At 41.6% G+C, this 18,286-nt stretch carries 13 protein-coding genes; 3 read left to right on the plus strand and 10 right to left on the minus strand.

What is annotated here, in order from left to right; all coding sequences use genetic code 11:
- Window positions 1–10: 10 nt before the first annotated feature.
- The 9 genes from JKG61_RS10540 to JKG61_RS10580 form a co-directional block, all read right to left on the minus strand.
- Window positions 11–1,198: a glycoside hydrolase family 130 protein gene (locus tag JKG61_RS10540; protein ID WP_202102945.1), complete on the minus strand. Its 1,188-nt coding sequence runs from the start codon at window positions 1,196–1,198 to the stop codon at window positions 11–13.
- Between the two features lie 12 nt (window positions 1,199–1,210).
- Window positions 1,211–2,329 carry a glycoside hydrolase family 26 protein gene (locus tag JKG61_RS10545; RefSeq protein ID WP_202102946.1) on the minus strand — a complete coding sequence of 373 codons (1,119 nt, stop codon included), beginning with the start codon at window positions 2,327–2,329 and terminating at the stop codon, window positions 1,211–1,213.
- A gap of 43 nt (window positions 2,330–2,372) precedes the next feature.
- Window positions 2,373–3,419 carry a hypothetical protein gene (locus tag JKG61_RS10550; RefSeq protein ID WP_202102947.1) on the minus strand — a complete coding sequence of 349 codons (1,047 nt, stop codon included), beginning with the start codon at window positions 3,417–3,419 and terminating at the stop codon, window positions 2,373–2,375.
- Window positions 3,420–3,449: 30 nt separating this feature from the next.
- A complete protein-coding gene (locus tag JKG61_RS10555; RefSeq protein ID WP_202102948.1) occupies window positions 3,450–5,063 on the minus strand; it encodes a RagB/SusD family nutrient uptake outer membrane protein in 1,614 nt (537 codons plus the stop codon).
- A 275-nt stretch (window positions 5,064–5,338) separates the two neighbouring features.
- On the minus strand, window positions 5,339–8,536 hold the full coding sequence (locus JKG61_RS10560; RefSeq protein ID WP_237249444.1) for a SusC/RagA family TonB-linked outer membrane protein: 3,198 nt from the start codon (window positions 8,534–8,536) through the stop codon (window positions 5,339–5,341).
- 362 nt (window positions 8,537–8,898) lie between these two features.
- On the minus strand, window positions 8,899–9,780 hold the full coding sequence (locus tag JKG61_RS10565; RefSeq protein ID WP_202102949.1) for a helix-turn-helix domain-containing protein: 882 nt from the start codon (window positions 9,778–9,780) through the stop codon (window positions 8,899–8,901).
- Between the two features lie 207 nt (window positions 9,781–9,987).
- Window positions 9,988–11,367, minus strand: coding sequence for a tRNA uridine-5-carboxymethylaminomethyl(34) synthesis GTPase MnmE (mnmE, locus tag JKG61_RS10570; RefSeq protein WP_202102950.1), 1,380 nt, complete (start codon window positions 11,365–11,367; stop codon window positions 9,988–9,990).
- Between the two features lie 81 nt (window positions 11,368–11,448).
- Window positions 11,449–12,312, minus strand: coding sequence for an aminotransferase class IV (locus JKG61_RS10575; RefSeq protein WP_202102951.1), 864 nt, complete (start codon window positions 12,310–12,312; stop codon window positions 11,449–11,451).
- Between the two features lie 35 nt (window positions 12,313–12,347).
- Complete coding sequence (locus tag JKG61_RS10580; RefSeq protein ID WP_202102952.1) at window positions 12,348–13,385, minus strand: RluA family pseudouridine synthase; 1,038 nt, start codon at window positions 13,383–13,385, stop codon at window positions 12,348–12,350.
- Between the two features lie 91 nt (window positions 13,386–13,476).
- Here JKG61_RS10580 and JKG61_RS10585 point away from each other — a divergent pair, with 91 nt between their 5' ends.
- Window positions 13,477–14,355 carry a 1-aminocyclopropane-1-carboxylate deaminase/D-cysteine desulfhydrase gene (locus tag JKG61_RS10585; protein ID WP_202102953.1) on the plus strand — a complete coding sequence of 293 codons (879 nt, stop codon included), beginning with the start codon at window positions 13,477–13,479 and terminating at the stop codon, window positions 14,353–14,355.
- Between the two features lie 53 nt (window positions 14,356–14,408).
- Here JKG61_RS10585 and JKG61_RS10590 read toward each other — a convergent pair whose 3' ends face one another.
- A complete protein-coding gene (locus JKG61_RS10590) occupies window positions 14,409–14,690 on the minus strand; it encodes a GNAT family N-acetyltransferase (protein WP_202102954.1) in 282 nt (93 codons plus the stop codon).
- Window positions 14,691–14,862: 172 nt separating this feature from the next.
- Between JKG61_RS10590 and JKG61_RS10595 the strand changes: the two genes are divergently transcribed.
- Entirely contained in the window at window positions 14,863–16,158 is a 1,296-nt protein-coding gene (locus JKG61_RS10595) for a BamA/TamA family outer membrane protein (protein WP_202102955.1), read from the plus strand.
- A 27-nt stretch (window positions 16,159–16,185) separates the two neighbouring features.
- Window positions 16,186–18,261: a TonB-dependent receptor gene (locus tag JKG61_RS10600; RefSeq protein ID WP_202102956.1), complete on the plus strand. Its 2,076-nt coding sequence runs from the start codon at window positions 16,186–16,188 to the stop codon at window positions 18,259–18,261.
- Window positions 18,262–18,286: the final 25 nt, after the last annotated feature.

An 18,286-nucleotide genomic window follows, 5' to 3' on the forward strand; every position in this document is an offset into this window, starting at 1 on the left:
CCATCGTTATTTATCCGAGGTTTTTAGTGATTATCTTGTTCAGCGTCTGTACCGATTTAAACGTACGTAAGTCGTCTTTGGCTGTAGAAAAACAATAATCTAATAGTCTCTCTACAGATGATACTGCAACGTGCATCCGGGTATCACTAGATGCATAGTATATATATACTGTACCGTCTTCATCTTTGATCCATCCATTGCAAAATAGGACATTGGACACATCCCCTACTCGTTCCGACCCTTTTGGAGCCATGATATGTCCAGCGGGTTCTGCCAGAACCTGATCAGGATGTTCGAGATCGGTTACAAACATGTACAAGACGTAACGTAATCCGGCAGCACAGCCACGTACACCATGCGCCAAGTGTAACCAGCCTCTATCGGTCTTTATTGGAGCTGGTCCTTGTCCATTTTTTTGTTCCTTTATCGTGTGATAGTATCTATGATTGATAATTTTTTCTTCAGTAATTTCGGCACGCTCCATACTATCCACCAAAGCCCAACCGATGCCTCCCCCCTTACCTGCATCAATAAAACCGTCTTGAGGTCGCGTATATAGTGCATATTTACCATCTACAAACTCCGGATGCAATACAACATTTCTCTGTTGGTTGTTGGAGATGAGATCAGGAAGTCGCTCCCATTGGATGAGGTCTTTAGTTCTTACGATTCCAGCACGTGCAATAGCAGCAGTGAGGTCCCCGCTAGGCGCGTCAGGATCTTTTCTCTCAGTACAAAATAAACCATATATCCAACCATCCTCATGCAACGTCAAACGCATATCGTATATATTGGTATCTAGGTCATCGAGTTCTGGTATATTCATTGGATAATCCCAGAATTCAAAGTTATCAACTCCATTAGGGCTTTCTGCAATAGCGAAAAACGACTTCCTATCATTGCCTTCCACCCTTACTACTAGCAGGTATTTCCCCCGCCATTTAATCGCCCCAGCATTGAAAGTACCATTGATACCGAATCTTTCCATCAAAAATGGATTGCTTGCTATATCAAAATCATAACGCCAATGAAGCGGCGTATGCTCAGCCGTTATGATTGGGGCATGATAACGTTCATATATCCCATTGCCCAAGACTTCAGGTATATTGACTTTCGTAATTAACTGCGTGTGATTTTCTATCAACTGTTTTTTTCGCTTTTCAAAGTCGATTTCAATTTGTGTGTCTCCACTTCTCATATACTAAAAAATTTATTTATCCTGATGTTCTTTACGATTGTAAATTTTCTTAGACTCTATTCCCTTTTGAAATAATGTTCTTGGATCATTATAAAACTTAACAAAGTCCTGCTCAGAACTGTGTCCTTCAAAAGGTACGTAATAATGCATCTTGTTCTCCTTTGCCATAAAACCGTGATTTCTCCAAAATAAAACCCAAGCTACATCAAATCCTTCTAGACTTGGGAGTATCGCTTTTGTCCACCACTCTGGGTCAGGTATACATTCATAGCCGGTCTCACCTATCGCCAATATTTTCCCTTTATCTTGTGCTATAGGTTGTAGTATGGATAAAAAACTTCTCAATTTTGTGACAAATTGCTGTCTAGTTTCGTGGGAACCTTGCTGATAGGTATCTATACTTATCACATCGACAACATCATCTCCTGGATATCTCTCATAAAATTCTGTTGAGGAATATATTTCGGCGACGTTGTATACCATTAAAATATGGGTAAGTTGTTTTGTGTTTCGTAAATAATCGACTGTAAACCGCCACAATTCAATATATTCTTGGGAGGTACAGACATTTTTACACCACCAGAACCAATTGCCTGTCAGCTCATGATACGGCCTAAATAATATGGGAATCAGTTCTCCGTTTTCTGTTTTGAGCTCCAATAAGAAATCAGAAAGACAGTCAAGCCAAGTTTTAAATTTTGCGTGATTGGAAGCGCCAGGGAGTATACTGCTCACAGTATATGAAGTCGTATCCCAAGAGCTCCCACCTGTAAGCGGATTGTTTGCATGCCAACTAAGGCTGATGACGGTTCCCATTTCGTACGCTTTTATGATATAATCTCGCATTAGTTCAAAAGGTACGCCGTCAAGATTACTATTTTTACCCGTCTCGATATGACCCAGATCCCATCCGAAAAATGCCGGATATTCTCCAACCACATCTTTAATGTCACTATTGCCTTCAATGTATTGCCAGTGAACACCGTATGCGAGGTCATCTTGATGTCCTATCAGCGTATTATTTTTACTCAATATCTTAAGATTTTCAAACAAGGCTTTAGCCCGATTATCAGATCGAGATGAATCAGTTGTAAGTTGACCAAAGACAACAGAAGATGATAAAAATGCCAAACAAAGTATGACAATTAGATATTTAAAACCGTCCATAAGCAAATTAATAGAACCCGATATCATCTATGTAAAAATTAGAGGGATTACCGCTAAACTCCTGCAGTGTGACAGTATTGATCGTATTTGGACTGCCGAGATTATATAGTGGGATTTCAAAATCCTGCCATGTGCCTTCTTTCAAAAAAACCTCGTAGCCTTTGCCGGATACCCCATTTAAGTAAACTTTGACTTTTTTGCCTGATGTCCCTTCTAGTCCAAATAGGGAGAATTTAATACCCGTAAATCCTGCGGCATCCACATCTGGAGCATTTTTTCCATACTTAGCTCCTCCCCATGTACCCGCGGCCGTAAATTTGATAGCTAGGGAACCGGTTCTCGCTTCTTCATTGACCACTGCGGTTGTGCCTCCCCAAGGTCCAGACCACCATCCGGAGGCTATAGCTTCCGCAAACAGTAAATATTTAAATCCAAATGTTTTCTCCGAAACTACTACGCCACTTGGGGTTACTATCTTGATCTTATCTACAGGAGCTCCCTGAGGAACTTTAACAACAATTTTATTTTTGTCTTTTTCAACAATTTCGGCCTGCAATGCGCCAAAAAAGACCCCCTCAACACCAACGAAATAGTCTCCTAAAAGTGTAATGGCATCCCCACTCCCTCCCCAGACCGGCATAAAAGTATCAAAAAGTGGTGCCGGCTGAAGGATTTTAAACTGATGTGTAACAGTTCCGAAAGGTGTTGAAACAGTGATTGGATTATTTACTGGATCAGGTAGATCGGTAGGGATTTTAACTGTTATTGTGTTTTTGTCTGCATAGATCAATGAGTCAGCAGCTTTTACCCCATTAAAATCGACAGTTCCAACCGGAGCTAGATTATCTCCTTTTATCAATATCCATTCCCCATAATTTGCGGATTGTAAATCAATTTGTCTGTCCTGTAAGTAACTAATACTTGTGATTTTAGGAGGTATTTGATCGGTTGCTTTGCTTTCCTTTTTGCATGCATTGCACATACATGCAATTACAGCTGTTACTAATGGTAGGTAAAGCCAATTGTATTTCTTTTTATTTTCTGCCCTTTTCATATTTATTCTGTTTAAGCATTTTCAATATAGTTACCAACCAGGGTTATTTTCTTTGATCATTGTATTAGAATTGATTTCATCTAACGGGATTGGCATCAATAGATTTTTTTGCGTACGTATTTTTGAAATATTGTTCTGACCTAAAGAAATTTTATTCATAACATCGAGGTAGATACCCCACCGCAATAGATCGAATTTCCGGACTCCCTCAAGTGCAAATTCACGAGCCCTTTCTGCCAGAACAAAGCTTCTAAACTCCTGTTGGTTCATGCCTGCAGGTGCGGCGGTAGCTTTGGCTCTCTCGACTACTTTGTTGAGTTTCCTATAAGCTTCCACAGTCGGGCCATGGTGAACTTCATTAGCCGCTTCTGCATATATAAGATAGATTTCTGCATAACGTAAAAGTGGTAAGTACGCATCGCTATTCGCCAAATCTGGATTTGTTACGGATGCGTACTTTATCGTATAAGCCTTATCACTGGTAGTCCCATTGTTATTGTAAGTTATACCATTAAGATTTTTATACTTTGAAGCTTCCCAGCTTGGGTAGAATACGTACACACCATTAAGGGCTTGGTAGTTATGAGTTATTCCCTTTAGGACTCGATGGTCATTCTCTTCATAGTCTTTATAGTGATTATTAGATAGCCATACTGCACCGGTACCGAATGTTGATCTAGCATTAAAATAGTTGTGAAGGTTGTTTACAAAAGCTGATCCCGCCAAAGACTGCAATTGCCACATATTTTCTTTCGTGTTTCGGGAAGCCATCGACCATATATTCTCCCAATTATCAAATAGCTCATACTCTTCGTCATTGATTAGCTCTAAAGCCTTATCAGCCGCTAATTGGAAGTATTTATTACTATCTACACCCTCGAATCCTGCAACGACCTTTTTAGGATAGGTATAGTACCCGTTATCCTGTCCGCCACGTACGGTTACTGAACCGTTGGCTAAACCCGCTGATGCTATGGTAAGGTACACTTTGGCTAAAAATCCCTTAGCCACCCCTCTATTAACCCTTCCTGGCTCTCCGGCTTTAGCGTGTCCTACCGGAAACAGCATCTGTTCTGCTTTCTTCAGGTCCTCTACAATAAGTTCATAATTGTCTACAATTTTTGCTCTTGGTACATTCTGATTCGAATTGGCCGATAGAGACTCTGTTCGAATGGGTACACCTCCATACATCTGCACGAGCTGGAAATAAGCCCACGCTCTTAGAAAATAAGCTTCTCCTAATATTCTACCCTTCACTTCGTGATCTATATCTGTGTTGATCAATGTCACATTCTCTAATACAGTATTGGCTCTGGAGATTATTTTAAAACACCCATTCCAAGGGCCGTCAACTCCCCAATATCCCATGGGATTACCAGCACCGGATGTACCTAAAAACCAATCCGCGCCTGAAACATGGTCATCGTCCAGAATATTTAGGTTCCAAAAAGGCTGCATATACATATCCCAACTGTACAATTCAGCATACACGCCATTAATAGCGGTACGTGCATCACTTTCATTGAGATAAAAATTGTTAGGAGTCAAGAAAGAGAATGGTTTTTCTGTCAATTGCTTTTCACAGGAAGCTAAGATAGCACACGATGATAGGAACACAATTGCTTTTATATATTTAAGTTTCATATGTGTATAATTTGATTTTCAGTTGTCATATGGAATACTCATGGGTGTTTGTGCTTTGCTAACCATGAGTATTTCATATGTATATAATTATTTATGAGTGTCTATTTTCATTTGTATAAATGAGCTCGTTTCACTCGTTTGTTTTTTAATGACCATATGGAATATCCAAACTATATTATGAACAATTAGTTGCAATTAGTGTGCATGCTGCTTCGCGGTCAATCGTGATTGTGCAGTCTGCACTACATGGATATTTCATACCTTCGAATTTTTATTTAGAATTTACATTGGATGTTGAAATTGATGGTTCGCGAATTGGGGTATCCACCCAGATCAACGCCAAACAACGCTGGATTGTCACCATAGCTATTCACTTCCGGATCAAATCCGCTATATTTGGTAAAGGTGTATAGGTTATTTATACCTGCAGATATACGTATACTATTAACCATCTTGGATATCGAGTCAAATGTGTAGCCTACAGTAATGTTTTTGATCCTTACAAAACTTGCCTTCTCTACGAACCTTCTAGAGAAAAGTAAATTTCTCCAGTATTGACGCATAATTTTTGGACCGGTAGCATCGGTATTGTCTGCACCTTCTTGCCAAGCCCCTTCATACATTTGTTCGGTGATATTTTTAGTGGATCCTAGATTAGAATTAAAACGGGTATTCATATTGATCACATCATTCCCTTGTACTCCATTAACAAATACGCTGAAATCTAATTTTTTGAAGCGTACATTATTCACAAAGCCAAAAGTATAGTTTGGGTTGACATCACCGATTACAACTTTATCGCTATTGGTTATCGAAGTTGGGTCCGAGTCAAAATTTTTGTACTTAACTTCACCTATCATCCGCAAGATAATATCTGCCGCTTCGTTGGTATATTGTGGATCATTCCTGACCTCTGCTTCATTATCATAATATCCATCTTCAACATAACCGTATAAGGCTCCTATAGGCAGTCCCGCACGTTGAATAAATGGAGCATCTCCTGTGGATATGTTATTTGCATATTGTTCTGATACGTCCGAGCCTAAACTTAAGATCTTGTTTCTATTAAGAGAGAGATTGAAAGTACTGGTCCATTCTATGTTTTTCTTGCGAACTGGTACACCGCCCAAAGAGATCTCCAACCCTTTGTTTTCTACCGATCCAGAGTTTCTCAATTGCCTGGTAAAACCAGAGGAAGCGGGAGTAGTCACATATTGTAACAGATTTTCTGTTTTCTTTTGATAAGCCTCCAAGGTTAGAGTCAGTCGCCTATCCAATAGTTCAGCATCTATTCCAGCATTGTATGTTGTTGTTGTTTCCCATTTCAATCTATCGTTTGCAGGCCCCGCCCACGCATCATCAGCTAGGCCTGTCTGTATAGCTCCATTAAACGGATAGTTGTATACTGCCAGTTTGGAGAGCGAAGAGTACGCCCCTATACCTTGATTACCAGTCTGTCCCATGCTGATACGTAACTTGAGATCATCTATAAGTTTAACATCACGTAGGAAACGCTCATTACTGATTTTCCACGCTAAAGCAGCAGAAGCAAAACCAGCCCATTTGTTGGCCTTTCCAAATTTGCTTGATCCATCTTGCCTATAGGATGCTGTTACTAAATATCTATCATCAAATGAGTAGTTTATTCTACCTAAGAAAGATAGGAGTGTAGATTGGGACCGGCTCCCTTTAAGAGGCATTACTTCCTCAGCCGCCTCCATATTTTCATTGTTTAAAAGATCATTAGGAAAGACTCGTGCTTCGGCCCGGTTCCAGTTTGAATTCGTTCGCTCGAAAGTCGATGCCCCTACTATATTTACCTGATGAGCATTTATTTTTTTGTCAAAAGTTGCCATTGTTTCGGAAACCATGTTTTGCCAGACATTATCGGCTTTCAAGCCTCTACCCTTCGCGCTAAAGCCTTCGTAAACACTCCGAGGGTAATATTGATCCCGTTTTCCGGACGAATAGTGAAAGCCAATGTTTTGACGTAGTTTTAGATTGTTATACACCTCAGCTTCTAAAAAACTAGAAGAAAATATGTTTAGACTTTTAACGGTATTCAATACGTCTTTAGCGTATATGACGGGATTGGTAATAAAACTTTCATCTCCTCCCTCACTATACGGTAATATATCTGTCCTTGTGGTTGGAAAGGTGATAACAGACCTTATTACCCCCGCACTAGCCGCATCCGATTTATCGGTTCCCGTCTTTACGCCGTCCGTATTTGAAAGGGTTATGGAATTATTGGTGCCCAGTTTTATTTTTTTACTTAGATTTCTCTGTAGGTTGAGATTGAGATTGTATCTATCATAAGCGGAGTTTATAATAGTCCCCTGCTGATCTAAATAATTAAAGGAAAGATAATGGTTTCCAGAAGGATTCCCTCCGGATAAACTCATTGAATAGTTTTGATATAAACCTGTTCTGAATATTTTATCCTGCCAGTCTATACCTTCACCTATATAGTCTTCCGGACCTTTCGCGTAGTATGTTTCTCCGGGTTTTTGAGGATTAGGTTTATCTTTTCCGGGATATGGAAGTTCATAATCACTACCACCATAACGATTGGCATTGCTATAAGCCAAATTCTGGTAAGTGGCATAATCGAATGCATGTAGTGGACGTAGCTTCTTACCCACTGAAGCAAATCCAGAATTTAAATTCAGTTCTATCCTATCTTTACCCGCAGTTCCTCTTTTCGTCGTTATAATTACCACTCCGTTAGCACCTCTAGAACCATAAATAGCTGTCGCAGATGCGTCTTTAAGTACAGTTACCGATTCGATATCATTCGGGTTTAAAAATGAAAGTGCGTTCAATGTCTGCATTTCATCCTCACCTATAGATTGTGGTGTGGCATCCGTGTTGGAATTGCTCAATGCAACGCCATCTACAACATATAAAGGTTCTGTCCCTCCTAAAAAAGAATTAGATCCTCGTATTCTGATACTTATTCCTGCTCCAGGTGCTCCATCATTCTGCGTCACGTTGACCCCTGCCAATCTCCCTTGCATTCCTTCGAGTATATTCGTAGGAATAGTCTTATTGAGTTCTGTCGATGATAAGGTTTGAATAGCTCCCGTCAGATCTCTCTTTTTAACAGTTCCATAACCCACCACCACAACGTCTTCTAGGTCTACTAGATCGGTTCTTAAAACAACATCTACAGTGTTTTTTTTATCCACATTAACAAGCAAAGATAAATATCCAATAGAAGAGAATGAAAGTTGCTTAACACCGTTGGGCAGAAAAATCCTGTATAAACCTTCTGGAGTAGTGGAGGTTGTGGTAGTACCGGCTTTAACGGTTACTCCTGACAAGGGCTCTCCTTTCTCATTGTAAACATGCCCCGTAATCGATGTGTTCTGGGCTGCTGCACCCTGTAGTAAGATAAAAGTAATGGAAAGTGTACAGAAAATCTCTAACACCATCCTGCGCTTAAATCGGCTTAAATTTAGATTACTCATATTTCATAATTTATTAGCTTATAATATCGTGGAGCAGATACAATATGTAGATTGCTCCGGTACACATAGAGGGCTAGCTCCGCTCTATTTATGTGTTTATCAAAGTTAAAAAGAGAGGAAGCTATTGGCTAATACATTTTTATCCAATCACAGTACTATTTAAACACAATTACATCATGTTGCTAATTTAGCACGTACTATTTTAACTGATTGCAAAGAGGCGCATATCATATAATGACTTCGCGAGCTCGTTAATTTCCATGCTGGTTAATCGGAAAAAGTTAATGACAGATGAAAGACAAACCGATCCACAAGATTGTGGATCATGAAATAATTTAAATACCTATTAATATTAAGATATGCTAAAAATAGAATTTGGAGCCTATATACTGATCTCTGAATTCGGTAGGCGTCTGTCCCCTTTTCTTTTTGAAAGTCCGATTGAAGTTTGATAAGTTATTGAAACCACATAACCACGCTATTTCGGATACGGAGTGTGATGTATCAATCAACATACGGCTAGCTTGACCAAGCCGTATGGCATTCAATGTGTCGACAAAACTGTTGCCGGTTCTTTTTTTGATGAATCTGCAAAATGAAACATCCGACATTCCTACATGTTGACTTACATCTTTGAGTTTGACATCTTCTGCATAATTTTCATTTAGGTATTTTATCGCCTTGTTTATGCGCCTACTCGTATGAGTTTCTTTGTCTGAACCAAATGACCTGCTGGATAGCACTCTCATATTAGTGTCTAAGGATAGCTGATATAGGAGTTTGAATAATTTTATCACCGAATTAAAACCGTCCCTTGCCTGAGTTAGTTCATAGATCGTATTTCTTACTTCCTGAATTTTGTCCTTTGTAAACGCTATACCGTAATACCCTCGTTCCAACATCTGTTGTATGGATCTAAATTGATCTTTACGTAAAATCTGCTCGTTAAAAAGATCAGCATGAAACTGAATGGTTATTTCCTTTATGTTTTCAGACTGACATTTATGGGTAAACCACCCATGAGCCAGATGTGGATTAGCGATCAAAGCGAGTTCTAGCGTTCCGATCTCTTCTATACTATCGCCAACGATACGCTGTGCATATTCCGCATTCTCAATAAAATTAATTTCAAACTCTGTATGTACATGAAGTGGGAAATCAAAGAGTTTCTTCTCTCGAGAAAAAACCATAAAACAATCTTTTTCTGATAAGGGGGTTGTTTCATAAAATACAGAAGGGTTCATAGGAAATTGGTTACAATTAATAAATTTTCTACATGAAGTTAGGTAATTTGTATTAGAAATCAAGGATTCCCTTTTGGATCTAAACACCTCAGGCCGTGAAATACAGCATAGTTGTAATTCACGGCCTGAGGTGTAATAGCGTAAAACTAATTAAATGTCGTTTTAAGACTGCTTTTAATACATGTTATAATCTTTAACTTCGGAATCCTACTTTCCGATGCAGAATTTGGAGAAAATGTTTTCCAGCAAATCATCAGTAGTTACCGTACCTGTGATCTCTCCCAAATGGTGTAGCGATTGGCGGATATCCATCGCCAAAAAGTCGGATGTTACGGGATTGTCAATACCATATAGTACGCGTTCTAGCGCAGCCTGTGTAAGTTGTAGCGCCTCTACGTGTCTGATATTCGTGACCATGACATCATCTGTGTTGATATTCGAAAGGTTGACCTGGTTTAGCAATTCTTCCTTCAGTTCATCTATTCCCACTTGCTTTTTTGCAGAGATATACAAGGGGTTCAGTACACTATATTCCGCTCTATCGCCCTCTGCCAGCAAATCACTCTTATTGATTATCGTTACAAAAGGAATATTCAGATCTTTCACTTCACTTATCTGCTGCTGTACCACCGCGATATTATCTTGGGTGGGGTCAAACAAGTAGATAATCAATCGTGCCTGTTTCATTTTCTCCCGTGTACGCTCCACCCCTTTTGCTTCGATGACATCTTCTGTATCCCGTAAGCCCGCGGTGTCAATAAATCGAAAGGTCACCCCATGGATATTGATTTCATCCTCGATAGTATCCCGTGTCGTACCTGCTATATCCGATACAATAGCACGTTCTTCATTTAGTAGGGCGTTCAATAATGTTGATTTACCGACATTAGGTTTACCGGCGATAACCACCGGAACCCCATTTTTGAGTACATTTCCTTGTTCAAAGGATTGGATAAGCTTGCCGATTACCGTATATATCTGTTGTATAAGCGACCTCAGCTGATCTCGGTTTGCAAATTCCACATCCTCCTCTCCGAAGTCTAGCTCCAGTTCTATCAAAGAAGCAAAATGCACCAAATCTTCCCGCAATTGTTTCAGCTGATTCGAAAAACCACCCCGCATCTGTTGCATGGCCACTTGGTGTGAAGCGGCGGAATTGGATGCGATTAGATCCGCTACAGCTTCCGCTTGCGAAAGATCCAACCCTCCATTGAGAAATGCCCGCAGGGTAAATTCACCGGCACGTGCGGCTCTCGCCCCTTTCTTTATCAGCAGGCTGATAATCTGTTCGATGATATATTTTGAGTTATGCGTCGATATTTCTACGGAGTTTTCCTTCGTATACGAGTTTGGCGCCACAAATAGCGAGACCAATACTTCGTCTAGGATTTCTTCCCCTTCACGTATAGTCCCAAAATGTATGGTATGTGAGTTCTGGGCAGTCAGATCCTTGCCTTTGAACACCCCATTGACGATGTTTATCGCTTCGTTTCCTGATACACGTATTACAGCGATAGCACCTTGTGCGCCAGGAGATGTAGCCAACGCTACGATAGTATCTTGAGATATTAATCCGTTTGTAGACATGGGACAAACCTACATAAATTCGCCTTTACAATCAATATAATTACGTCGAAATATAAAAGCGGATTTGTAGCTCTCCTCATCCTATAGACCGCCCTCTTTGTCATAAGTCCAGGTTGCCAGTCTATCCTGCAGTATCCGGGATATTTTGTTAAAGTAACGCTTCTGCTTGTATCCCATAACCCACTGTATTCCTTGTATAGCATTGGTGCAGAATATCTCGTCCGCTTTTTTCATGATTTCGGGACTGATCTGTGCTTCGATGACCGGTATACCCTCTGCTTTCGCGATATCCATCACAACGCGACGCATCACCCCGGCGATACAACCTTGATTCAACGCAGGGGTATATAGCGCTTTCTCAAAGTACACAAAGATATTCGATGTCAACGCTTCACAGAGAAAGCCTTCTTGGTTGAGAATGAGTACATCATCGTAATCAAACTTCTTCTTATACAGCCCAGCGAGCACATATATCAACGCATTGTTTGATTTCAGGTCTGAGAGATCGCCAAAGGGTTTTTTATTCTCGGTATATAGGTCGATAATAAGACCGTTTTTCTTGTCTCTTTGTGGTTCTTCCAAACGTTGCACCTGAAAGATATAGCTCGGGCGGTTGCTATCGGGTGTATAGAGCCCATCGCCTTCCCTGAATACCGCAAGGCGTACACGCACACGCTGTCCGAGCATGTTGTTCTTACGGATTAATTCATCCGTAGCTCCTTTAAAGAAATACGTATCGAACTTGCCTGGAGATTCCAACTGTAGCCGTTGCATGCTTTGTTGTAACCGCTCGATGTGAAAATCCAGAAAGCGGATTTCACCGTCTTTATAGAGCATCGTCTCAAAAATGCCATCGCCGTAGCGGAATGCCCGGTTATTGGCCGAAAATATAGTATGGTCTTCCGGTAGCAAAGTACCGTTGTAGTTCATGTAATGTGTAGGCATAAAAATGCATTAAAGCGTAATTGTTTGTCGGCCCCCTATTGCTGTGTTTTTTCAACAGCATAACCTCTCCACTTTTCTAATACTAAACGAAAATCCTCGGGCAATGGTACTTCAAAATTCATTTCTTTTTTTGTTTTCGGGTGTTTAAAACCGAGTGATCTGGCGTGAAGTGCCTGTCTAGGTATTATCTGAAAACAATTGTCCACAAACTGTTTGTATTTTGAAAATGCCGTCCCTTTTAGTATTCGGTTACCCCCATAACTCACATCATTGAAAATAGGATGGCCTATAGATTTCATATGTGTGCGTATTTGGTGCGTACGTCCTGTTTCCAACTGGCATTCAATCAATGTGACTAAGCCTAAGCGCTCTATTACCTTATAGTGTGTAACCGACCATTTTCCCTTTTCGGGATCATCGTACATATTCATTATCCGACGGTCTTTCATATCGCGGCCGATATAGCCAGAGATGGTACCATCCTCTGGGAGATCTCCCCACACGAGGGCCACATAGCGACGTTCTATGCTGTGTTCAAAGAATTGTTTGGCCAGATAGGTCATGGCCCATTCATTCTTAGCGATGACCAATAGTCCAGAGGTATCTTTATCTATACGGTGTACCAGCCCTGGTCGACCTGTATTACCCGGTAGTGTAGGTAGCTGATTGAGGTGAAATGTCAGCGCATTCACCAGCGTACCTGTATAGTTGTTGAACCCAGGGTGTACTACCATGCCAGGCTCTTTATTGACCATAAGAAGGTCATCATCCTCATAAGTAATAATAAGCGGGATATCCTCGGGATAGACCTCAGTATCGCGTGGAGGGTCGGGTAAGACCATGGTAATGACATCGAGTGGCTTTACTTTATAGCTGGCTTTGATGACTTTATCATTGACAAAGACAGAACCTGCATCAATCGCATTTTGTATGCGGTTGCGTGAAGTGTTTTCTACTCTATTCATTAAAAACTTGTCAATACGAAGCAAGGCTTGCCCTTTATCGGCAACTATCCGTATATGTTCATACAATTCCTGCTCGTCTTGTTCCTGTATATCTAAGTCTTCGTTCATAGCACAAAAGTAAGTGAAATACACCAAAAAGTACTAACTTTGACGCACTCTTACTTCAATATACTGAATATTAACAACGTCTTTTTTATCTATGCTCCTCTTTAGCCCTGAACAATTACTTTCGCACCCTTTGTATCAGCAGAAATCAGTTCAAGTCTATATAAAACGTGATGATATGATTCACCCGTTCATATCGGGCAATAAATGGCGTAAGCTGAAATATAATCTATTAAAAGCAAAGGAATTAGGCAAAGATACATTAATTACTTTTGGAGGCGCTTGGTCCAACCATATCCTCGCTGTGGCCTGTGTCGCTGCATCAGCTGGTTTTTGTGCTAAGGCTTTCATACGGGGCGAGGAGATTTCGAATCCCGTGCTGGATATGTGCCGCCTGTTTGGTATGGAGCTTCTATTCGTGTCCCGGGAGGATTACAAAGACAAGGAAAAACTCTTTAATGGAATCGAAGAAGCCGATAGAAGCTTTATGATTGATGAGGGCGGCTCGGGAACAGAAGGTGCACGTGGCTGTTCGGAACTAGTCGGTGAGCTCGAGCAGCAGTATGATCATATCTTTGTGGCTGCCGGCACCGGTACTACAGCGGCAGGTATCGCAATGGGAATAGCGCAAGAAGATAAAAAAAGCTTGTTGCATGTGATACCCGTATTGAAAGGGGGAGGTTTTATAGCCGATGAGATGCTGCAGCTGGGTGCCAACCTACAGCAGAGTAGACTCCATCCGGACTACCATTTTGGTGGTTATGCAAAGGTCAAACCCCAACTGATACAGTTTGTACAGAGTTTTGTACGCCAGACGGGCATCATGATAGAACCGACCTATACCGGTAAAGCTCTGTTTGCACTACATGATTTATTGGAAAAGGACACGTTCGAAAAAGGCAGCCGGATATTGTTTATTCATACCGGAGGGCTTACCGGCTTGCTGGGACAGCTAAAGCATTTTCAAGATTAGCGTGCCTGCTCCCCTAGCCCGAGAGACCTTAAGGAGCAATAGCAAGCGATGATTTAAGCGAGCACGTCCCTTATGTCGATGTTCTTTTCAAACATGGCTTTCGCAAAAGGACATAACGGAATTATCTTCAGATTATTATCCCTAGCGTGCTCGACTACCTTTTGCAATAGAATTTTGCCAATACTCTTTCCTTTTTGTTCGGGATCGACTTCAGTATGGTCCACAATGATCTTGTCCGTACCGGCTATCGAATAACTCATTTCCCCTATTTTCTTATTTTCCTCGTAGGCAACAAAGGCTCCTTTGCTTCCTGTCTCTTCTTGTTTAATTAACATAATATTTTTTATTTAAGATGTTTTGATACAAATTATAATAATCCTTACTCGGTAATATACGTAGAAAAAGAGAACAAATGAATTTGAAAAACGTTTTTTGTGATCGTCAAAAGGCCTGAAAGCCAAAACTTATCTTTATTTTCGTGCTTACTAATATGGAAAGAAAACCTCTATGAGAAACCTGTACATCCTTTTGTTTTTACCCTTGTTGGCGTTAAATACCTATGCACAGGACTTGGAGCAGCAAGCAGACAGTTTAATCCTGAAAAGGATTAAAAGCGAACCATTGCCTCCAGACAGTCTCTACGATGTAGTCAATCTTTTTCAGGATATCAACCCCTTTAAGAAGAGAAAGAAAGACGGTACTCCCGAGAAGCGGTCAGGTATCTCCTATCTACCCAATTTCAATTACAATCCAAGTATCGGTTTTCAGGTTGGTGTCAAGGCCGTGGGCGGATTGCATTTTGGCGAGAAAAAGAATACCAGTATGTCAGTGTTTGCTACTGCTTTGAACTATACGACCAGGGGGATTGTATTTGGTTATCTTTTTCATGATGTATATACACGAGAAAACAAATGGAACCTAAAAGGGAGTATCCATATCGCTAAAATGGTGGGACTTGATTATGGTATGGGGATCGGACACCCATTATCCAATCCTACAGGAGAAGAGTCTATCATCAGTAATCCGGACCGCGACCGTTTTGTCAATAAATATACCGTCTACGGATTCAACGAACGTATTTATAAAAAGTTGAGCCCTGGACTATTTGTTGGTGCGGGTGCCTATTTCGAGTTAAAGCGCAATGTCAGTACACTGACGGAGGTCTCCCCTTCGCCCAATGAGATTTACAGCAAGTGGAACGGCTTCGATCCTGTCCGCAACAATAATAACGGGTTGATGTTCAATCTACAGTATATGACCCGGGACAATCCCAATAGCGCCTATAAAGGCATCTATTCCGATGTGGTCTTGCGGACGAACCAGACTTGGATGGGAAGTTCGCAGAATGCCATACAACTCCTTACCGATTTTCGTAAGTATTTTCAGCTTTTCCCAGAGCGTGGCCGTCCTAACCACGTATTGGCCTTATGGTATTACGGATCATACAATCTCAGTGGCAAGCTACCCTATCTTGATTTGCCGGGGACGGGCAAAGATCCCTATGCAAAAAGCGGTAGAGGTTATACCAACGGATATTTCAAAGGACGCTCTTATGCATATGGTGAGGTCGAGTACCGCTTTCCAATACTGCGTAATCAGTTTTTGAGCGGTGTGGTCTTTGGAAATATTCAGACTGTAGACGACCAGATGGGCACCAAGCTGTTTAAGTACTGGCAACCTTCAGGCGGTGGAGGTTTGCGGGTGCTTTTCAATAAAATGACCCGTACCAATCTGTGTATAGATTACGCCATTGGTAAATTTGGACAGAAAGGCCTGTTTTTGGGATTGAATGAAGCATTCTAAGGGAAAAAGCCCTATCTTTAACAGCAGATGAGATATTTGACCACCAACCTAACCCTCCTCCTGGCCTTGTTGGGAGTGACTGCCTCTGCACAAGTTTCTAAAGACAGTACCAATATTGCTTTGCAGCCTATAGATGTGAAGGTGTACTTTGCCAAACAGTCTTCTTTGGGCGTTACATCAGCTACTCAGAGTCTATCAGCAGAGGTTATCTCCCGACAGAGCCCTACTTCTTTGCTGGCCGCAGTTAATACTGTTCCGGGGATACGTATGGAAGAACGTTCGCCGGGTTCTTATCGCTTGGCCATGCGGGGAAGTTTAATCCGCTCACCGTTTGGAATTCGTAATACCAAAGTATATGTAGACGAGTTTCCGTTGACAGATGCCGGTGGCAATACCTATCTCAATCTACTTGCTCCGGTGGGTATACAGACGATACAGCTGGTCAAAGGACCCGATGGCTCGCTGTTCGGGGCTAATTCTGGTGGAGTCGTGCAGATCAGCCCTAAGGGGTTTGAAATGCTAGAGAACAGACGCGAAGTTGAACTTACGGCAGGTGCCTACGGTCTGTTCCAACAGTCACTATCCCTACAGCAGAAGGTGACTCCCAATTATCAGTTCTCTTTTGACCAGTCATTTTTACGTTCCGATGGTTATCGGGACAATGCAGGCTTGAACAAGAAAACTGTTCAGACAGCCCATCAATGGCAATACGCACCTATAGCGCAGCTACGTGCTTTTATATTATATACCGACTTGGGGTACGAAACGCCAGGCGGACTTACCCTAGCGCAGTATGAAGCGGATCCGAGAGCCTCACGCCCAGCAGGTGGCCCCAATCCGGGGGCGAAGGAGCAGCAGGCCGCTATCTATAACAAAACGGGATTCGGAGGAGTCTCACATCGTTTACAGCTCGGCAAGTATCTATCGCACCAAATTTCTTTGTTTGGTTCCTACACGGATTTCAAGAACCCTTTTATAACGAATTACGAAGAGCGCATCGAGAAAAACTGGGCACTGCGTACTTACCTGTCGCTGGACAATCCACAGGCGGCACTGCCTTGGCAGATGCAGTTGGGATTTGAAGGGATAAAAGGAAGCAGTGCTATCGACAATTACGACAATAACAAAGGAGTGGCAGCTGCTGTACAGGCACGGGATGGCATGACCAACAGTCAGTGGAACGTATTCTATAGGGCACAGATTGAGCTGATGAAAAACTGGAACCTGGAAGGTGCTCTCGGACTGAATGGTAATCACATCGACTACACCCGCAAATACCCAGTGGTAATGCCCACAGATGGCCGTATTTCCTTTGATAAGCAATGGATGCCCCGCATAGCGAGTTCGTATACGCTCCATGAGATAATGTCTTGGAGGGTTTCTGTAGCCAAAGGTTATTCTACGCCTACCCTTGCGGAGGTACGTTCTTCTGACAATAGTATAAATATAGACCTGCAAGCTGAATCAGGTACAAATTACGAGGTAGGATATAAAATACGGAATAAGAACAACAACCTAATTTTGGATATTGCTGCTTATACCTACCGTATGGAGAATGGTATCGTGCGTAGCCTGAATGAAGCTGGCGCAGAGTATTATCAGAATGCCGGAGAGATGAAACAGAAAGGAATTGAACTATCCGTGTGGGGTGCGATTCCCGTTTCGCCACAATCGACCCTGTTACGTGGAATGAGCGTACATACAGCTGTAAGTTATAATGACTATCATTTTGGTCAGTACCTGGTAGCTGATAAAGACTATTCGGGTAATAGAATGACGGCAGTGCCCCAATGGGTATGGACTAATAACGTTAAAATCAATTTTCCTTATCAGCTTGATTTAAACCTGTATCACAACTTTACTTCCTCCATGCCTTTGGATGATGCCAATAGTATATATGCGAAGAAGTTTCATTTGGTGCAAGCCAAGCTCAGTTATACGGCACCTCGCTTTTGTGGGGTATCTGTACAAGTATATGCGGGGGGTGACAATCTACTGAATCAGCGGTACAGTTTAGGTAATGATATCAACGCTTTTGGTGGCCGCTACTTTAATGCGGCAGCCACACGTAATTTTTATGGGGGACTTAAGTTGATTTTTTAGTGCCGGATTCCCGTGTCATCTTAAA

Source organism: Sphingobacterium faecale (genome assembly GCF_016746095.1).
GTDB lineage: Bacteria > Bacteroidota > Bacteroidia > Sphingobacteriales > Sphingobacteriaceae > Sphingobacterium > Sphingobacterium faecale.